The following is a 19,622-nucleotide window of genomic DNA, read 5'->3' on the forward strand; positions in this document are numbered from 1 at the left end:
ACAGTGTGACTATGCGATCAGACGCATCGAACGACATCGCCATCGTGGGTATGGCCGCCCACCTGCCGGGTGCATCCAACGCAGTTGCTTATTGGTCCAACCTGCGCCAGGGCATTGAATCCATTCGGCGACTCACAGAGGCCGAACTGCTGGCTGCTGGAGAGACTCCGGAGCGCATGCGGCACCGCAATTACGTGCCTGCGGCGGCTGTGCTGGAAGGTTTCGAGCAGTTCGACGCGGATTTCTTTGGCTTCAGCCCAAAGGAAGCGGCCATCATGGACCCGCAACACCGCCAGTTCCTGGAGGTGGCCTGGGAGGCGCTGGAAAACGCCGGACACCCACCCGAGCATTTTCCAGGCGCGATTGCGGTCTATGCCGGTTGCGGCATGGGCAGCTATTTCTATTTCAACATCTGCTCCAACCCCGATCTCGTGGCGAACACAGGCATGTTCCTGTTGCGTCACACCGGCAACGACAAGGATTTTCTCTCCACGCGGGTCAGCCACATCTTTGATCTCAAGGGTCCCAGCGTCAACATCCAGACCGCCTGCTCCACGTCGCTGGTGGCTGTCCACTACGCCTGCCAGGCGCTGCTGGGTGGCGAATGCGATATGGCATTGGCCGGTGGGGTGACGATTGAATTGCCACACGCGCGAGGCTACATCTTCCAGGAAGGCGAAATCCTCTCGCCAGATGGCCATTGCCACGCCTTCGACCACCGCGCACAGGGCACGGTGTTCGGCTCGGGTGCGGGCGTGGTGGTGTTGCGCCGCCTGGACGACGCCTTGCGCGACGGCGACCACATCTGGGCAGTCATCAAGGGCACGGCCGTCAACAACGATGGTGCCGCCAAAGCGGGCTACCTGGCGCCCAGCGTGGATGGCCAGGCCAAGGCCATTGCTGAAGCGCAGGCTGTGGCGGGTGTCTCGGCCGAAACCATCGATTACGTGGAGTGCCACGGCACGGGCACCTACCTCGGCGATCCGATCGAAGTCGCGGCGCTGACGCAGGCCTTTCGCGAAACCACGCAGGACTCGGGCTTTTGCCGAATCGGTTCGGTGAAGACCAACATTGGCCACACCGACACCGCTGCGGGTGTGGCCAGTTTGATCAAGGTCGCGCTCGCACTCAAGCACAAGGAAATTCCGCCGAGCCTGGGCTACGAACAACCCAACCCCTCGATCGACTTCGACACCAGCCCGTTCAGGGTCAACCACGCGCTGAGTGCATGGGTGTCCCATAAAGGCCCACGAAGAGCTGGCGTCAATTCGCTCGGTGTGGGCGGTACCAATGCCCATGCAGTGCTGGAAGAAGCACCGGTCGCGGCAGCTTCTGAACCATCGGACTGGCCGTTCCAGCTGCTGGTCGTCTCGGGCCGTTCGCGGGCCGCCGTAGACGCCAACGCCAGGGCGCTGGCCGCTCACTTGCGTGACCACCCTGAACAGGCTCTGGCCGACGTCGCTTTCACCCTCAAGCAGGGCCGCCGCGCTTTCGACTACCGGCGTGTGCTGGTGGCTGCGACCCACGAAGAGGCGGCGACTCTGCTCGAAGGCACCGATACCCGTCGCGTGTTCACCCACAGTCATCTCGGAGACGACCCTGAAGTGGTTTTCATGTTTCCGGGGGGCGGCGCTCAATACGCTGGCATGGCGCGCGAGCTGTACGCCACGGAACCGGTCTTCCAGGACTGGATGGACCGCGGGCTGGAGGTGCTGCAGCGCCAACTGGACTACGACATCCGCTCCTTGTGGCTGCCCGACCCCGGTCAGCACGCACAGGCGGTGGACAAGCTCAGGCGCCCCTCGGTGCAGTTGCCGCTGATCATGATCGTGGAGTACGCGCTGGCGCAGTTGTGGATGTCCTGGGGCGTGAAGCCCGCCGCTTTGGTGGGTCACAGCATGGGCGAGAACACGGCGGCCTGCCTGGCTGGCGTGATGTCGTTCGAAGACTGCATTGGCCTCGTCTTGCTGCGCGGGCAGTTGTTCGACACCGTGCCCGTGGGCGGGATGCTCAGCGTGCCGCTGGCGGCCGCCGAAGTGCGCGGCTTGCTGGGCAGCGAGTTGGACATGGCCAGTGTGAATGCGCCGGAGCTGTGTGTGGTGTCTGGTCCGCAACACGCACTGGACGCACTGGAAGCCGAGTTGCGCGCTCGAGAAGTGGAACCCCAGCGAATTCCGATCGACATCGCCGCGCACTCGCGCATGCTCGCACCCATCCTGGGACGCTTCGAGGCCTATCTGCGCAGCATCCGCCTCAGCCCACCGGCGCTGCCCATTTTCTCGAACAAGGACGGCAAACACCTGAGCGCCGCTCAGGCCACCGACCCCTTGTACTGGGTGGCACACCTGCGAAACACGGTGCAATTTGCCGACTGCATGGCCGCGCTCATGAAGGAAAGCGGTCGCGTGTACCTTGAAGTCGGCCCCGGCAAGGCCTTGGGCTCCCTGGCGCAGGCCAACGGAGTGCCTTCAGGCCAGGTCATCAATTCGCTGCGCCACGCAGAGCACGCCATCGCCGACGATGTGTGGTTCCTGGGCACGTTGGGCCGCCTGTGGGCAACTGGCGTGAAGGTCGACTGGGAGCCCATATGGGGCGAGGCGCGCCGCCTCCGTGTCCCGCTGCCCACCTACGCCTTCCAGCGCAAACCGTATTTCATCGAGCCCGGCCAGACGCGGCACGCATCGCCGGAGCCGGAGCAATCGGTTCGCACCGACGACGTCGGCCAGTGGGGCTACCAGCCGCGCTGGCGGCCCCGTCAGGCTGATGTCGATTTCGACGTGACCCAGGATCTGGCTGGCACCCCGCCACAGGGTTGGCTGATCTTCATGGACGATACGGGCCTGAGCGAGGCGCTGGTGCAGCGCCTGCTCACAGCAGGTCACCGCGTCACGCGGGTGCGCGCTGGCGACGTATTTGCCCGCGTGAGCGAACACGAATACCTGCTGGCACCCGAGCGGGGTCGTGAAGGTTACGACGATCTGATGCGGGAACTCATGGCCACAGGCCAACCACCTCAGCACATCGTGCACGCCTGGCTGGTCACGCGCGAAGAACGTTTCCGTCCTGGCAGCAGCTTCTTCCATCGCAACATTGAGCACGGCTTCTTCAGCCTGCTGTTCCTGTCACAGGCACTGGCCGAAGAAAATCTGCCCAAGCCGCTGCACCTCACGGTGCTGAGCACCGGCGCGGCACGCGTGCGGAACGAGGCCCTGCCTTACCCCGAAAAAGCCACACTCATGGGCCCGGCCCGTGTGGCCCCGCGCGAGTTGCCCGGCCTCACCTGCAGCGTGCTGGACGTGAGCCTGCCCGTGCTGGACAAAGGCTGGCGCGCCAAGCCCCAGCCTGAAGCACTGGACACCCTGACCGAGCGCGTACTCGAAGAGGTTTTTTCCACCGCGGGCAACCGCGTGGCGGCGCTTCGCGGCGACAAGCGATTCGAACTGGGCTATGCCCCACTGGCCCTGCCCGAAGCCGGGCCGCTGGCTCAGTTGCCCGATGGTGCGGTGTGCTTCATCACCGGCGGTCTGGGCGGGATCGGGCTCACGGTGGCTGAACGCCTTGCGCGAGAAAAAGGCGCTCGCCTGGTGCTGCTGACCCGACAGCCACTGCCGGCGCCAGAACAATGGGATGCGCTTTTGCGAGGGCGCGATGGTCAGAGTGCGCAGGCGCAGCGCATTCGGGCGGTGCGACGGCTGCAGAGCCTGGGTGCCGAGGTGCTCGTAGTCGCCGCCGACGTGTGCAACGTCAAGGACATGCAGGCCGCCGCCGAGCAGGCCCGCCAGCGCTTCGGGCGCGTCCACCTCGTGGTGCACGCCGCTGGCGTGGTGGACGACGGGCCGTTGCTGACCAAGACCTCCGGTGCCGTGGAGGAAGTGTTCGCGCCCAAGGTGCACGGCGTGCAGATCCTGCACGACCTTTTCCCCGATGGCAGCATCGATCAGATGGTGCTGTTCTCCTCCACCAGCACCGTCACCGCCCCGGCGGGCCAGGTCGACTACGTGGCCGCCAACGAATACCTCAACGCCTACGCGCACAGCCGCGCGGGCGGCCGCACCCGGGTGCTGGCGATCGACTGGGGCATCTGGAACGAGGTGGGCATGGCCGCCAAGGCCCTGGCCAACCGCCTGGGCGAGGCTGCACCCGCGCCGCGTCACAGCGCCGACAGCCCGCTGCTCGACGAAGTCACCTTCGACCGTGCCGGGCACCGGCTGTTCACCGCCAATTGGAGAACGCAGGACCGCTGGATTCTCGACGGCCACCGCACCGCTTCGGGCCAGGCGCTGTTGCCGGGCACCGGTTACCTGGAACTGGCGGCGCAGGCCTTGCGCGGCAACGGCGAGACCGGGCCGTTCGCGATTCGCGATCTGTATTTCTTCCGGCCGCTGGACGTCAACGACGAACAGACCCGCGCCGTGAGGGTGACGCTGGCGCGCAGCGAAGAAGGCTATGCGCTGGAAGTGCGCAGCGATGTGGTGTTCGAAGGCCGACAAGGCTTCCAGCTTAACGCCCAGGCCACGCTGGTGCCGGGCGCGTTGCCCGCAGCACCCGCCCTGGACATTGGCGCCTTGACGGCCCGTTGCACGGAGCAACGCGCGGCCGACGCTGCGGGCCTGCGCTCGCCCCAGGAGCAACACCTGAACTTCGGGCCACGCTGGCGCGTGCTGCAGTCGGTGGCCTATGGCGAAGGCGAAGGCATCGCGCACCTGCAACTTCCCTCGGCCTTTCACGGTGATCTGGAAGAAGGCTACCTGCTGCACCCTGCCCTTCTGGACCTCGCGACTGGCTGGGCCATGCGCCTGATCGCCGGCTACGCACCCGACCACCTTTGGGTGCCGGTGTCTTATCGGGAAGTGCGGGTGCATCGCCCGCTGCCGACCCTGGTCTGGAGCTGGGTGCGCAACGCACAGGAGAACCGGGCCGACGCACCGTTTGCGATATTCGACGTGAGTTTGTGCGATGCCCAGGGCGAGGTGTGCGTGGAAGTGCTGGGCTTCTCCATCAAGCGCCTGCAGGAAGGCGGCTTCGCGGCATCCAGCAGCAGGCTGGACGCGCGCGAACTGGTGTTCGACGATGCCGGTCAGGCCGACGCACAAGCCCGGCTGTCCCCTGCGGAAGAGCAACTGCAGCACAACATCTCGCAGGGCATTCTGCCCGCTGAAGGCGCCGACGCGTTCGGCCGCGCACTGGCCACCGGTCTGCCCCAGGTGGTGGTGTCCTCCATGAACCTCGACGCGCTGATCCGTCAGGCCAGCCAGGCGATGGCGGCCGATGCAGGCTCGGGTCAGAAGTTTCAGCGTCCCGACCTGGACAGCGACTACGTGGAGCCCCGCAATGATGTGGAGCGCACGCTGGTCGGCTTCTGGGAAGAACTGCTGGGCGTGAACCAGGTGGGTGTGGAAGACAGCTTCTTTGACCTGGGCGGGCACTCGCTGATCGCGGTGCGGCTGTTCGCCATGGTGAAGAAGGCCTACCGGGTCGAATTTCCCATTTCGGTGCTGTTCGAGGCGCCCACCATTGCACTGTGCGCGGCCATGATTCGCGAGCGCATCGGCGACACCGGGTCTTCAGATCCGTCGTCGTCGATTGTGGGCAACGCAGTACCTCCGCCCAAGCGCCGCTTTGTCCACCTGGTGCCCATGCACGATGGCGAAGGCGGGAATCGCACACCATTTTTCCTGGTTGCCGGCATGTTCGGCAACGTGCTGAACCTTCGGCACCTGGCGCGTCTGCTGGGGACCGATCGTCCTTTCTATGGCCTGCAGGCCCGCGGCCTCTACGGGGACCAGGCACCGCATGAAACTTTCGAGGACGCAGCAGCGGACTACATTGCAGAGATGCGCCAGGTCCAGCCGCACGGCCCTTACCTTCTGGGTGGCTTCTCGGGCGGCGGCATTACGGCCTATGAGATCGCGCGACAGCTGGAGGCAGCTGGCGACAAGGTCAGTCTGCTGGTGCTGCTGGACACGCCTCTGCCCATGCGCCCACTGCTGAACCGAGTCGACAAGGCGTTCATCAAACTGGCCGAACTGCGCAAGGAAGGCATTGGTTTTGTGTCGAAATGGGCGCGTCAACGCGTTCGTTGGGAACTCCATCGGCTGCGCAACAGGAATGCGCCACCCCTGCAACCGCAAGCGCATCAGTTGAACAATGAAGCGATCCAGGCCGCGTTCCTCGGGGCGTTGCCGCGCTACCGTTTGCAGGTGTGGAATGGGCCCGCTGTGCTGTTTCGGCCACCCCTGAGCCTGCACTGGAAGGTCGCCGGTGGACGCTGGGTCAGCGCAGGACGCGAGTATGTGTTTGCTGACAACGACTGGACCCGATACCTGCCCGGCTTGCGAGTACTGGAGGTGCCGGGCGACCACGATTCCATGGTGCTCGAGCCCAATGTCCGAGTGATGGCCAGTTTGATGAAGGATTGCATCGAAACGGCCCAGAAGTCAGGAAAGACTGCGTGAACCCATCCAGAGAACCCCAAGTACTGACCGTGGTGCTCAACTACCGGACACCCGACCTTACGCTGCGCGCTGTAGAAGCTGCCTTGCGCGAAATGGAGGGATTGGCGGGCGCCATCACCGTGGTCGACAACGACTCTCGCGACGGGTCGTATGAAAAATTGCTTCAAGGTGTGCAGATGCGAGGCTGGGACCGTGTACGGGTGCTGCAGTCAGGTCGCAATGGGGGCTACGGGGCGGGCAACAACTACGGCATTAGCCAGGGATTGCCTGACGGCTCGGCGCCCGATTACGTCTACATCCTCAATTCAGATGCCTTTCCTGAACCTGGCTGCATCCGGGTGCTGCTGGAGCATCTCGAGAGCCACCCGCAAGTGGGTTTTGCGGGCAGCCGCATCCATGGTGAAGACGGTGGCTACCACCAGTCGGCCTTCCGCTTCCCGACCGTTTTCAGCGAGTTCGAGAGTGCCGCAGCAACGGGGCCGATCTCGTTCCTGCTCAAACGCTACATCGTGCCCTTGCAGGAACCCATGGAAGCCCTGCAGGTGGACTGGATGGCCGGCGCGAGCCTGATGGTCCGCCATCGGGTACTGGAGGAAACCCAGGGCTTTGATGAGCGGTTCTTCCTTTACTTCGAAGAAACGGATCTGTGCCTGCGCGCACGCAGGGCAGGATGGACGGCCGTCTATCTCCCGAAAAGCCAGGTCATGCACATCGGATCGGTGTCCACCGGCATGAGGACCTGGAAGCGCATGCCGGGCTACTGGTTCGATTCGCGTCTTTGGTATTTCACCAAGAACCACGGCGCCTTCTACGCCGCCTTGGCCACGCTGGCCTATGTGGCTGGCTCGCTGGTTCAGCTCACGCGGCAGGCTCTTGGCAAAAAGCGAACTGGGGGCCCCGACCGTTTTCTGGGCGACCTCATTTCCCACGCACTGCGCAGCCTGTGGCAGCGCAAGCTCGTGGGCGGCCGGCCGAGCTGAGCCTTTCAAACGTCTACGGAGCCATCCATGAGCAATTTTTCCTGTGTGGTGATGGGCAACGAGTCCCTGCTGATCCAGTGCGCCGAACGCATGCTGCAAGGAGGCGACCGGATCGGCGCGGTGGTCACCCGCAATGCAGACATCCGCACCTGGGCCTTGCACCTGGGCCTGCGGGTAGAGACGCCGGGAGAAGATCTGGCCCAGCGGCTGGCGGGGCTGGAATTCGACTGGCTCTTCAGCATCGCCAACCTATCGGTGATCCCGCAAGCCGTGCTGGATCAGGCGCGACGCGGCGCCATCAATTTCCACGATGGCGCGCTGCCCCGGCATGCTGGCCTCAATGCGCCGGTGTGGGCCATTCTTGAGCAGGAACGCCAGCACGGCGTGACCTGGCACCTCATTGAAGGCGGCATCGACGAAGGCGACATCGTCAAGCAGAAGCTGTTCGACATGGCGCCCAACGAAACCGCGCTCACCCTGAACACACGTTGCTACGAAGCCGCGATGGAAAGCTTCGCGGAGCTGCTCGCCGACCTGCGCGGCCCTGGCTTGAAACGCACTCCTCAAGACCTGAGCCAGCGCAGCTACCACGCCCGCCTGGATCGCCCCGCCGCCGCAGCGCGGCTCGACTTCGCACAGCCCGCCCCCACCCTGGCGGCGCTGGTGTGCGCACTCGACCACAGCACCTACTGGAATCCGCTGACCTGCCCGAAGTTGGAGATCGATGGCCAGGTGCTGCTGGTCACCGGAGCAGTGGCCGAACCTGCCGCTGGCAGCGCCGCGCCTGGTGAAGTGATCGAGGCCACACCGGCAGGCCTGGTGGCTGGCACCGCCACTGTGCCGGTGCGTTTGACCGGCCTGCGCGACATGCTGGGTCAACCGGTTTGCCCGTCCACCGTCACCCGCTCCGGCGCGCGCCTGCCCTTGCTGGACCCCGCTGCGGCGCAGGCCCTCACGGATGCCATGGCGCGCGTGGTGGCGGGCGAAGCCACCTGGCGCCGCAACCTGCAGTCGCCTGAAGCCATCGACCTGCCCTCGGCAACCGCAGCCCAAAGCCCGACCAACTGGCACCAGACCAGCTTGAAGGTGCCCGCATCGCTCTCGGGTGACTGCCTGCTGGCTGCAGTGGGCGCCTGGGTGGCCCGCGTGAGCGGCAAGGCCGTGTTCGATCTTGCCTACCGCGATCCCGCCGCGCCCAAGGCGCCGGGGTACCTGTCCACCTGGGTGCCTCTACGCCTGTCCGCCTCTGGCGACACGCCTTTCTCCGAATTCAGTGCGCGTTGCTCTGCCGTCCTGGATCAGGCACGCCGCCATCCGGCGTTTGCGCTGGACCTCGTGGTGCGCGACCCAGCCATCAAGGGCCTGTCGGTGCCGCAAGTGGGGCTGACGCTCGCGGGCGGTGCCATCGAAGGCAGCGTCGTGACTGTCCAGTGCACGCCTGAAGGCGACATTACCCTGTGGCACGACACCACCCGACTCCCCAAAGACGCCGCCACCCAACTGGCTCAGCGCCTGCAATGGGTGCTGGACGCGCTGGGCGAAGCCTCGGCGCAAGACTCACCCCTGGGTCTGCTGCCCATCATGTCCAGCGCCGAGCGCGAGCAGGTGCTCTATGGTTGGAACGCCACCCGCTGCGACTACGAGCGCGGCACCTGTGTGCACCAGTTCTTCGAAGCACAGGTCCAGCGCACGCCACAGGCCACCGCCGTGGTGTTCGAAGGCACGGCGCTCAGCTACACGGAACTCAACGCGCGCGCCAACCGCGTGGCGCACCGCCTGCGTGGCATGGGCGTGAAGCCGGGCACGCTGGTGGGCCTGTACACGCCGCGCTCGCTGGAGCTGCTGATCGGTGCGCTCGCCATCCAGAAGGCCGGTGGCGCTTACGTGCCGCTGGACCCCGCCTACCCCGCTGACCGCGTGGCGCTCTACATCGAAGACAGCGGCGCGCCCGTGATCGTGGCGCAGTCGTCCCTGGTGGTCAGCCTGCCATCCCATCAGGCGCAGGTGCTGGTGATCGACCAGGACGCGCAGATCGCCGCCCAGCCCGACACCAACCCGGACAGTGGCGTGCAGCCGTCCGACATCGCCTACATGATCTACACCTCGGGCTCCACCGGCCGCCCCAAGGGCGTGATGGTGGAACACCGCAACGTGGCCAACTTCTTCCGTGGCATGGACGACCGCATCCGCCACGACCCGCCCGGCGTCTGGCTGGCGGTCACCAGCCTGTCGTTCGATATCTCGGTGCTGGAACTGTTCTACACCCTGGCGCGCGGCTTCAAGCTGGTGCTCTCCAGCGACGAGAACCGCGCACTCGTGTCCAGTGGACGTACGCCCATCTCCGCGCAGAAGATCGATTTCAGCCTGTACTACTGGGGCAACGACGACGGTGCGGGCCCCAAAAAATACGAGTTGCTGCTCGAAGGCGCGAAATTCGCCGACAAGCATGGCTTCTGTGCTGTTTGGACGCCGGAGCGCCACTTCCACGCGTTTGGCGGCCCCTACCCCAACCCCTCGGTGACGGGTGCCGCGGTGGCCGCCGTGACGCAGAACATCGGCGTGCGCGCGGGCAGTTGCGTGGGACCGCTGCACCACCCGGCGCGCATCGCCGAAGAATGGGCCATCATCGACAACCTGACGAATGGCCGCGCCGCGCTGGCCATTGCCTCCGGCTGGCAACCTGACGACTTCGTGCTGCGCCCGCAGAACACGCCACCGAACAACAAGAAGGCGATGTTCGACACCATCGAACAACTTCGCAAACTCTGGCGTGGCGAAGCAGTGCCCTTCCCCACCGCCAGCGGCGAACCCTTCAACGTGGTCACGCAGCCTCGCCCTGTGTCCAAGGAACTGTCGGTGTGGGTCACCACCGCCGGCAACCCTGAAACCTGGAAGGAAGCGGGTGCCATCGGCGCCAACGTGCTCACCCACTTGCTGGGGCAGACAGTGGACGAGGTCGGCAGCAAGATCAAGATCTACCACCAGGCGCTGCGCGACGCCGGCCATGATCCTGCGAACTTCACCGTCACGCTCATGCTGCACACCTTCATTGCCGGCGACCGCGAGCAGGCCCGCGCGGTGGCACGCGAGCCCATGAAGGACTACCTGCGCAGCGCCGCAGGCCTGATCAAGCAATACGCCTGGGCCTTCCCCGCCTTCAAGAAGCCGGCCGGCGTGAACAACCCGTTCGACCTCGACCTGCGCTCGCTCAACGACGAGGAAATGGACGCCATCCTCGACTTCGCCTTCCTGCGCTACTTCGAAGACTCCGGCCTGTTTGGCACGGTGGACGACTGCCTGGCCCGTGTCGAGCAACTCAAGCGCATCGGCGTGGGCGAAGTGGCCTGCCTGATCGACTACGGCATTCCCACCGAGCAGGTGCTGCAAAGCCTGGTGCCGCTGGCCGAGGTGCTGCGCCGCACCAACCAGCCCACCACAGTGGCCGAGGACGACTTCTCCATCGCCGCGCAGATCCTGCGCCACGGCGTGACCCATCTGCAGTGCACGCCCAGCATGGCGCGCATGATCGCCATGAACGACGAGGCGCGTTCCGCCCTGTCCCGGGTGGAGCTCATGATGATCGGTGGCGAGGCACTGCCCGGCACGCTGGTGGCCGAGCTGGGCCAGGTGACAACGGCGACCATCGAAAACATGTACGGCCCCACAGAGACCACCATCTGGTCGTCCACTGAAACCGCCAGCGCTGGCGATGCGGTGATCAACATCGGTCGACCCATCGCGAACACGCAGATGTACGTGCTTGACGAAAACCGCCAGCCTGTGCCCGTGGGCGTGCCAGGCGAGCTCTACATCGGCGGCGATGGCGTCACGCGTGGCTACTGGCAGCGCGACGACCTCACCGCCGAGCGTTTCCCCGCCGACCCGTTCGTGCGCCCCGATTGCGCCGCTCCGGCCGGCGCCCGCATGTACCGCACCGGCGACCTGGCCCGCTGGCGCCCGGACGGCCGCATCGACTTTCTGGGTCGAGCCGACTTCCAGGTCAAGATCCGCGGCTACCGCATCGAACTCGGTGAGATCGAGGCCGTGCTGGAAGGCCAACCCGGCGTGCATCAGGCCGTGGTGGCGGCGCGCGAAGACAACCCGGGCGACATACGCCTGGTCGCCTACCTGCGCACCGAACCAGGGCTGCAGATCGACACACTGCGCGAGTCGATCGCCGGGCAGTTGCCCGAACACATGGTGCCGGCCCACTTCGTCACCATCGACGAATTCCCGCTCACACCCAACCGCAAGGTCGATCGCAAAGCCCTGCCCGCACCGAGCGCCAGCACGCAACGCGCGAAGACCGAAGTGTTTGTGGCACCTGAAAACGAAATCGAGCTGAAGATCTCCGAGATCTGGGCGCGTGTACTGGGTGTTCCACAGGTCGGCGCAAAGGACAATTTCTTCGCTTTGGGCGGGCATTCCCTGCTGGCGGTCCAGGCCCATCGCGAAATCCGTCAAGCTCTCGGTTCCACCCGCCTGAGCATCACGGACATCTTCCGCTTCCCGACCCTTTCTGCCCTGGCGCGGCACCTCGACGACCGCCAGGAGGACAAGGTGGCGGTGGCCGCAGAGACGGCCGAACGTGCGCAGATGCGATCCGACGCCATGTCGCGCCGACGGGCGATGCGAGGCGGCAAGGCAGCACCTGAAACCAGGTGATCGTGCAGACCACCGTCACCACCACGCACCTGAATCTGGAAGCCGAGCTGCAATCCAGGCTCGGTGCTTCGGGTGTGGCCGTGGTCTGCACCGGTGTGGACGGCGACCCTGCCGGACTGTGGCCCGAGGAGCAGATCGCGGTGGCCCATGCCATTCCACGCCGCCAGCGCGAGTTTGCGGCAGGCCGCCACGCGGCACGAACTGCAATGCGGCGCTTGGATCGACCTGCTCGCGCCATCCCATCCCATCCGGACCGTTCGCCGTGTTGGCCTGAAGACCTGATCGGATCGATCTCGCACACGACCGATGTATGCATTGCGGTCGTTGGCACGCGGGACCGGTGGACGTCCATCGGCATCGACATCGAATCGAAACCAGGCGTCGACGAATTCATGTGGGACATCATCTGCACCCCAGATGAACGCCAGCAGATTCGGGCGCAGCGCCCATCCACTCGGGCTTTGCTCGCCACGCGGGTGTTTGTGGCCAAAGAGGCGTTCTACAAATGGCACTACCCTCAAAGGCGCACCCTGCTGGAATTCCAGGATGTTTCAGTGCAATGGATCCCCGGGGGCGCCGATTTCCGGGTCCTGCTGCACGGCGCGGCGGGGCATGATCGGCTTGCCGATTGCACCGGTCATGTCTTTTCGTTCAACGGCGGGGTGGTGGCCTATTGCGCATCCCGAGCACATATGGGCCCCGCTTCGCTGGCTGAACATGTGGTGTCATGCAACCTGGAGAATCCCGCTTGAACGAACTCGTCAGCCGCGATTGGGACGTGATCGTCATCGGCACGGGCGTGGGGGGCGGTACCGCAGGGCGCGCGCTCGCTGAAAGTGGCAGATCGGTGCTTTTCATTGAAAAGGGCCGGCAGGGTATCCGCTCCGAACGCAACGGCCTCGATGCAGCCCTGGGGGACCCGACGGCACGCGCGATCAGAGGCGCTTGGCCAGACCCCGTGCACGCCACGGTCAATGGAAAGCAACGGGTTTTCTTTGCCCCCCTGGGCAGTGGCGCCGGCGGCAGTTCGGTTTTCTACGCGGCCACGCTCGAAAGGCCGGAGCCGCACGACTTCGACGATCAGGAAGGGCGGCCCCACCCTGTGGGTGGATGGCCCACCAGTGCGCAAGCGATGCAACCATGGTTCGACGCCGCAGAAGCCATGTATGGCGTTCAAGGCGCGACACAGGCGACCAACGCGGCAGACACGGCCATCATGGAAGGCCTCCAGCGCAACGGACTCACTCCCTATCGGCTGCACACGGCGATCCGCCACCTGGAAGGGTGCCACGAATGCGTGGGAGTCAAGTGCCCACGTCCGTGCAAGATGGACGGCCGCTCGGCCGGTCTTGAACCTGCGCTGGCCACTGGGAACGCCACCTTGCTGGATCGATCCGAGGTCATGGCTTTCGGCGGCACGTCCGATCACATCAACCATGTGAAGATCCTTCGGGATGGTCGCACCTTTGAGCTGCGCGCCAGGCAGTTCGTGCTGGCGGCGGGCGCGTTGAGCTCCCCCCGCTTGCTGCTGGCCTCTCGCACCGACTACTGGCCAAACGGTTGTGCCAACGGCAACGACCAGGTTGGTCGGCACCTGATGTTCCATCTCAACGAGATGTTCGCCATCTGGCCACGTGGTGGAGCCAGTCCATCGCAGGCAAGCAAATCCGTGGGTTTGAGGGATCTTTACATGCTCAACGGCCAACGCCTGGGCATGGTGCAAGCCATGGGCGTGAACGTATCCTACGGAGAGATCACCCATTTTCTCAAGCAGCGTCTGCAGGAATCCGCGCTGAGGTCGCTGGCCCCATTGGCTCCGATGGCCGCCGGGCTGGCCGCCCTGGCCATGGGTCAGGCCAAGTTGTTCGTCGGGCTGCTGGAAGACTTTCCGTACACGGAGAACCGGGTCACCTTCGATCCGGATCAGCCTTTGCAGATTAGATTCGAATACACGCTCCACCCGGAATTGATTCAAAGGCGAAAGCTGTTCCGCAAAGCCATCAAACGGGCTTTCAGGGGAATGCGCCCCACATTTGTTGACTGGCGCCCGGAGCTCAACTACGGACATCCCTGCGGCACGCTGCGCTCAGGCAACGACCCAACTAACTCCGTTTTGAACGCCGATTGCCGCGCCCATGAGATTGACAATCTCTATGTGGCAGACGCATCCTTCTTCCCCACCTCCACCGGCGTCAATCCCAGCCTGACCATTGCGGCCAACGCACTGCGTGTGGCGCATCTGATGAGCACAAAACAATGACTGACCTGAGCAAAGGCCTTGCGATCGTGACAGGTGCCGGCAGCGGACTGGGGCAGGCCATGGCCGTGGAACTGGTCCGCAGAGGCGTGCTCGTCGCCGGATTCGGGCGACGCACGGATGCACTGGCCGAAACCGCCCGCTTGGCGGGCTCAGGCTTTCACCCTTGCACCGTCGATGTGAGCTCACCGGAGGAAGTCAACGCGGTCATGGATCGACTGGCCCGCGAACTGGCACCGGTCACGATCCTCATCAACAACGCAGCGGTCTACCCACGCCGCGATTTTCTGGACGAGACACCACAAAGCTTCATGCACAGTGTGGCGATCAACCTCGGGGGCGTGGTGAACTGCAGCCATGCCGCGTTGAAGCAGATGGTGCAAACAGGCCAGGGCCGCATTCTGAACGTGTCGACCTTTGCAGACCTGGCCCCTCTGCCAGCCAGCGCTGCCTACGCGGTGTCCAAAGGGGCTGCCCGCATTTTCACGAGGGCACTGCGGGCCGATGTCGGAGACCGCTTTCCGGACATCGTCATCAACGACTGGATGCCGGGCATGCTGGCTACAGACATGGGCATCGCCGACGGCCTGAACCCTCAGACGGCTGCCCGCTGGGGCGTCGAACTGGCGCTCTGGAATGACGTTTCCCTGAACGGTTCGATCTGGGAGCAAGACATGGAAATGCTGCCGCCCAGGTCGCTGAAAGGCAAGATCAAGGATCGGCTTCTTCTGCGATCTCGAACCGCGCGTCGCCTGAATATCCGCAGTCAGGCATAAAGCCTGTTCGACTGCTTGCCTGATCGGCCATTGACCCGTCCTGAATTAAGTTGACACCGGGACGGTAGAACAAAGCCGGGAGAGGCCGGCCAATGACGCCCGATGCACCGCATCGGGCGTTTGCATTTTGAGCGATGAATGAGGTCGCTCATGGTTGTAGATATGCACCGACTGCGCCACCATGCGCCGGGCCTGCTTCAGATCGGCAGGGCGTTGTAGCAGGAACTCGGTCTTGAGGATGCCGTTGACCCGCTCGGCCAGGGCGTTCTGGTAGCAATCGTAGCCATTGGTCATCGAGCAGGTGATGCCGTGACGCCGGTGTATCGCCTGGTAGTGGCTTGAACAGTATTGGATGCCCCTGTCCGAGTGATGCACCAGAGGCTGGCTCGTCTGTCGCTGGCGCAGGGCCATCTTCATGGCCTGCGCCACCTGCTCGGTCTGCAGGCTCTCGTGCACATGCCAGCCCACGATCTTGCGGGAGTACGCGTCCGTGACCAGGCTCAGATACACAAACTTGCCTGCCGTGGGCACATACGTGATGTCGGCCACCCAGACCTGCTCACTGCCTGCGGCGTGCACCTGCTGCTCCCCAGCCTTGAGCAGATTGGGGTGGCGCCTGAAGCCCTGCTCACGCTCAGCCCTTGGACGAGCGCTTCTTCGAGGACTTGCCCAAAGGCTTTTTTACGATGCGCACCCCGTGATCCTTGCGCAGCACTTCGATGACCGCTTCAAACAGCTGCGCTTTCTCCTGCGCCTGCTTGAGTTGGACCTGCAGAGCCTTGATCTGTTGCTCGGGCGTGAGCTGTGCAGGAGTCTGGCCGCCAATGATGCCGCACGCCCCCACCCCTGGCGACCGTGCTTGCGCATCCACACCAGCACCGTCGAGCGCCCCTGAATCCCGCACTTCTCCTGCGCCTGCTTGTGGCTCAGTTCGCCCTTTTCCACCTGCACGACCACTCCCAGCTTAAAAGCCGGCGTGTAATCCCTCTGCGTGCGCTTGATGCCTGATTCCATTTGACCTGCCTTTTCTTTTTCAAAAAGGTGTCAACTCCTGTCAGGACGGGTCACATACAAGAAAAAAGCCACCCGAAGGTGGCTTTTTTAGTGAACCCAGGTTCGCTGAATCAGCGAATCACGGCGATGGTCGTGCGCTGACCACCCTTGTAGGTCATGAGCGTCAGGGCACCGTTCTTGATGTCGCCCTTTTCGTCGAAGGCGATGTTGCCCGTCACACCCTTGTAGTTGGTGGCCTTCAGAGCAGGCAGGTAGACCTTGGGGTCGGCCGAGCCAGCGGTGACCATGGCGTTGGCCATGACCTTCACGGCGTCATAGACGTAAGGAGCGTACACCTGCACGTCGGCGCCGAACTTGGCCTTGAAGTCGGCGCGGAACTTGTCCATGCCTTCCTTCTGCTCACCTTCCACGCCACCGGCTTCCGCACAGTACACGGTCTCTTCGCCCATGCCGTCGGCGGCCAGCTTCGGCAGTTCGCTGGAGCAGATGCCGTCACCACCCATGAACTTGGCGTTGATGCCCAGTTGCTTCATCTGCTTGAGCATCGGGCCGGCAACGGCGTCCATGCCGCCGAAGAACACCACGTCGGGCTTCTTGGCCTTCAGGGTGGTCAGGATGGCGTTGAAGTCGGTTGCCTTGTCGTTCGTGAATTCACGGCCCACCACCTTGCCGCCAGCGGCTGCCACGCCCTTTTCAAACTCGTCAGCCACACCTTGGCCGTAGGCGGTGCGGTCATCGATGACGGCAACGGTCTGGGCCTTGAGGGTCTCCACGGCGTACTTGCCGAGGGTGCCGCCGAGGTGCACGTCGTCGGCCACCATGCGGAACACGCCGGCGTAGCCCTGACGGGTGTACTTGGGGTTGGTGGCGGAGGGGGAAATCTGAGGAATGCCTGCGTCGTTGTAGATCTGCGAAGCCGGGATGGTGGTGCCCGAGTTCAGGTGGCCGATCACGCCTGCGACCTTGGCATCCACCAGCTTGGTGGCGGCAGCGGTGCCTTGCTTGGGATCGGCGGCGTCGTCTTCAGCCAGCAGTTCGAAGGTAACGGGCGCACCAGCGATGGTGAGGCCAGCGGCATTGAGTTCCTCGATCGCCATCTTGGCGCCGTTCTCGTTGTCCTTGCCGAGGTGAGCAATGGCGCCGCTGGTGGGGCCCACGTGACCAATCTTGATAACCTGAGCAGCAACCGCGGGAGCCGCCGCAGGCGCGGCAGCCGGAGCAGCAGCCTCTTCTTTTTTGCCGCAAGCGGCAAGAGCGACAGCCGCCGCAATGACGGCCAGTTTGATGTTCAGTTGCATGGTTTTCCTCAGAAAGGGTAAGTGTTGGAATGCGGAGGGAACTTTTTTTTCTCCACATCCATAAAGATACTCCAAAAAACGCACGGATTTCGCGGTCATTCGACGGTCAAAGGCAGATCGAGGGTTTTCCCAAATGCTCATCACGTCATTGAATCCTCCATTAGCGCAATGCATGCACAGGGGCATTCAGTGAGAAATCTGCGATTCAGGAGGCGCCAACCGCAGGTCGTGCCGCAGGGGTTCGATTCCGTTCTCTTTGTAGAACTTCCAGCGCTCGCGAGCCTGTTGTCGATCAGCATCACCACCGGTCACCACCTCGATCACGCGGGCGTAACGGTCAAAGCCCGAGGGCACTTCATTGCACAGATTCACCAGCACAGTGGCATGGCTCTGAACGGGCAGGCTGGAGGCGAGCTGAATGGGTGAGCGTGACCAGACAAAACCAGGGTCCGATGTATGCGAATGGGGAATGAAGGCGCCGGGAGCCATGGTCCACAGCGCGGCATCCAGCGAGGGACGATCGGGTTCGTCGAGCAGCACCAGCAGGCGTGCGCCGCGCAGATAGGCCTTCCTGAGCAGGCGGCAGGCATAGCCCAGCTTGTCAGGCGCATTGAAATGAAAGGCCACTTCGGTCATGGCAATGGCTTGTGCGCCGGCTTCAAGCCTTGCGCGCGCGGGACGAACCTGCTCTTTTTGCCTTCGCAGGGGACGACGCGGCGTCCAGTGATGCCTGATCGATCAGGTATTGCAGCAGCAGCGGTACCGGCCGGCCGGTTGACCCCTTCGCGGCACCGCTTTTCCAGGCGGTGCCGGCAATGTCGAGATGGGCCCACGGCAGGTCTTGCGCGAATTTCTGCAGGAACTTGGCAGCGGTGATGGCACCGCCCGCTCGGCCAGCCACGTTGCCCATGTCGGCAAAGTTGGACTTGAGGCCCTCGGCGTAATCGTCGTCCAGGGGCATGCGCCAGCAAAGGTCCTGCGAGGCTTCACCGGCCTGCTGGAGGGCCTGGGCGAGCTCGTCGCGCGGGGAGAAAAGACCGGAACGCACGCCACCCAGGGCAATCACGCAGGCACCGGTGAGTGTGGCGATGTCCACCACGCTGCGGGGTTTGAAGCGCGCGGCGTAGGTCAGGGCATCGCAAAGGATCAGGCGCCCCTCGGCGTCGGTATTCAGGATTTCGATGGTCTGCCCGCTCATGCTGGTGACCACATCGCCAGGCTTCACGGCCAAACCGTCGGGCATGTTCTCGCAACTAGGGATCAGGCCGACCACGTTGATGGCGGGTTGCAGTTCGGCCAGGGCAGCAAAGGTGCCCAGCACGCTGGCGGCCCCACCCATGTCGAACTTCATTTCGTCCATTTCGGCCGCGGGTTTGATCGAGATGCCGCCGGTGTCGAACGTGATCCCCTTGCCCACCAGCACCACAGGCGAACTGGATTTGGCGGCACCGCTGTACTGCATGACGATGAAGCGCAAAGGCTCAGCCGACCCTTTGGCCACAGCAAGAAAAGAACCCATGCCCAGGGCCTCGACCTGCTTGGGGCCGAGCACTTCGGTCTTGATGCGTGCGTGACGGCCCAGCTTGCGCGCCGCATCGCCCAGCATGCTGGGCGTGGCGTGGTTGGCTGGACGGTTGGCCCACTCCTTGGCAAACTCGACGCCGGTCACCAGTGCCTTGCCGGTCTCGAATCCCTGACGCACCGCTGCGGGCTGGCTCACGCCCAGCACGACATGGCGAAGCGCGCGAGCCTTGGCAGAGGGCTTGGTGGTGGTGAAGGTGTAGGTGGCATCGGCAGCGGCCTGCACCGCTGCGCGAGCCACCGCGTCGCTCGCAGCCAGCAGGCTGAGCACCAGCCCCAGGCGCTGGATGCCCGGCTGCCGGAGCGCGCCGACGCCCGCCGCCACGGCTTTGCGCACCGAGGCCGCAGAGCCGTCGCCAGCACGAACCAGCATGACCCGGGCCGCCTTGAAACCCTCGGGCCGGTAGCAGGCCAGCAGCTTGGCCACGCCAGATTCGAGGTCGCCGGCCTTCGTGGCCTGAGCCACGAGCTGGCTGAGCGCATCGGGAGCATCACCTGAGGGCCTGGCGTCCGGCACGAGCACCAGCAGGGCATCGCAGGCGAGTTGGGTGGCCTGGGCGGGCGAAAGGGATTTGAGTTCAAAGTCCATAATCGTG

Annotated in this window: 9 protein-coding genes and 1 pseudogene; 6 read left to right on the forward strand and 4 right to left on the reverse strand. The window is 64.3% G+C overall.

Features of this window, described 5'->3' with window-relative positions:
* Window positions 1-11 precede the first annotated feature (11 nt).
* From ACTIF6_RS07115 to ACTIF6_RS07140, 6 genes are read left to right on the forward strand one after another with little or no spacing between them, the layout of a single operon-like run.
* Entirely contained in the window at window positions 12-6,455 is a 6,444-nt protein-coding gene (locus tag ACTIF6_RS07115; protein ID WP_439587269.1) for a type I polyketide synthase, read from the forward strand.
* Window positions 6,452-7,435, forward strand: a complete 984-nt coding sequence (locus ACTIF6_RS07120) for a glycosyltransferase (RefSeq protein ID WP_439587270.1) — start codon at window positions 6,452-6,454, stop codon at window positions 7,433-7,435. The genes ACTIF6_RS07115 and ACTIF6_RS07120 overlap by 4 nt, the downstream gene beginning before the upstream one ends.
* Before the next feature lie 27 nt (window positions 7,436-7,462).
* Entirely contained in the window at window positions 7,463-12,100 is a 4,638-nt protein-coding gene (locus ACTIF6_RS07125; protein WP_439587271.1) for a MupA/Atu3671 family FMN-dependent luciferase-like monooxygenase, read from the forward strand.
* Complete coding sequence (locus ACTIF6_RS07130) at window positions 12,097-12,852, forward strand: 4'-phosphopantetheinyl transferase family protein (RefSeq protein ID WP_439587272.1); 756 nt, start codon at window positions 12,097-12,099, stop codon at window positions 12,850-12,852. The genes ACTIF6_RS07125 and ACTIF6_RS07130 overlap by 4 nt, the downstream gene beginning before the upstream one ends.
* Window positions 12,849-14,360 (forward strand): GMC oxidoreductase, encoded by a 1,512-nt coding sequence (locus ACTIF6_RS07135; protein ID WP_439587273.1) that lies wholly within the window; start codon window positions 12,849-12,851, stop codon window positions 14,358-14,360. The genes ACTIF6_RS07130 and ACTIF6_RS07135 overlap by 4 nt, the downstream gene beginning before the upstream one ends.
* The gene (locus ACTIF6_RS07140) at window positions 14,357-15,133 is read left to right on the forward strand and encodes an SDR family oxidoreductase (protein WP_439587274.1); all 777 of its coding nucleotides are present in this window, start codon (window positions 14,357-14,359) and stop codon (window positions 15,131-15,133) included. Before ACTIF6_RS07135 ends, ACTIF6_RS07140 begins: the two co-directional genes overlap by 4 nt.
* 45 nt (window positions 15,134-15,178) lie before the next feature.
* Here ACTIF6_RS07140 and ACTIF6_RS07145 read toward each other — a convergent pair.
* From ACTIF6_RS07145 to ACTIF6_RS07160, 4 genes and pseudogenes are all read right to left on the reverse strand, one after another.
* Window positions 15,179-16,147, reverse strand: a pseudogene (locus ACTIF6_RS07145) (IS3 family transposase).
* A 110-nt stretch (window positions 16,148-16,257) separates the two neighbouring features.
* Complete coding sequence (locus ACTIF6_RS07150; protein ID WP_439587275.1) at window positions 16,258-17,445, reverse strand: branched-chain amino acid ABC transporter substrate-binding protein; 1,188 nt, start codon at window positions 17,443-17,445, stop codon at window positions 16,258-16,260.
* 186 nt (window positions 17,446-17,631) lie between these two features.
* Entirely contained in the window at window positions 17,632-18,081 is a 450-nt protein-coding gene (locus ACTIF6_RS07155; RefSeq protein WP_439587276.1) for a DNA polymerase III subunit chi, read from the reverse strand.
* A 22-nt stretch (window positions 18,082-18,103) separates the two neighbouring features.
* Entirely contained in the window at window positions 18,104-19,615 is a 1,512-nt protein-coding gene (locus tag ACTIF6_RS07160) for a leucyl aminopeptidase (protein WP_439587277.1), read from the reverse strand.
* Window positions 19,616-19,622: the final 7 nt, after the last annotated feature.

It is taken from the genome of Hydrogenophaga sp. (assembly GCF_051860785.1).
Lineage (GTDB): Bacteria > Pseudomonadota > Gammaproteobacteria > Burkholderiales > Burkholderiaceae_C > Hydrogenophaga.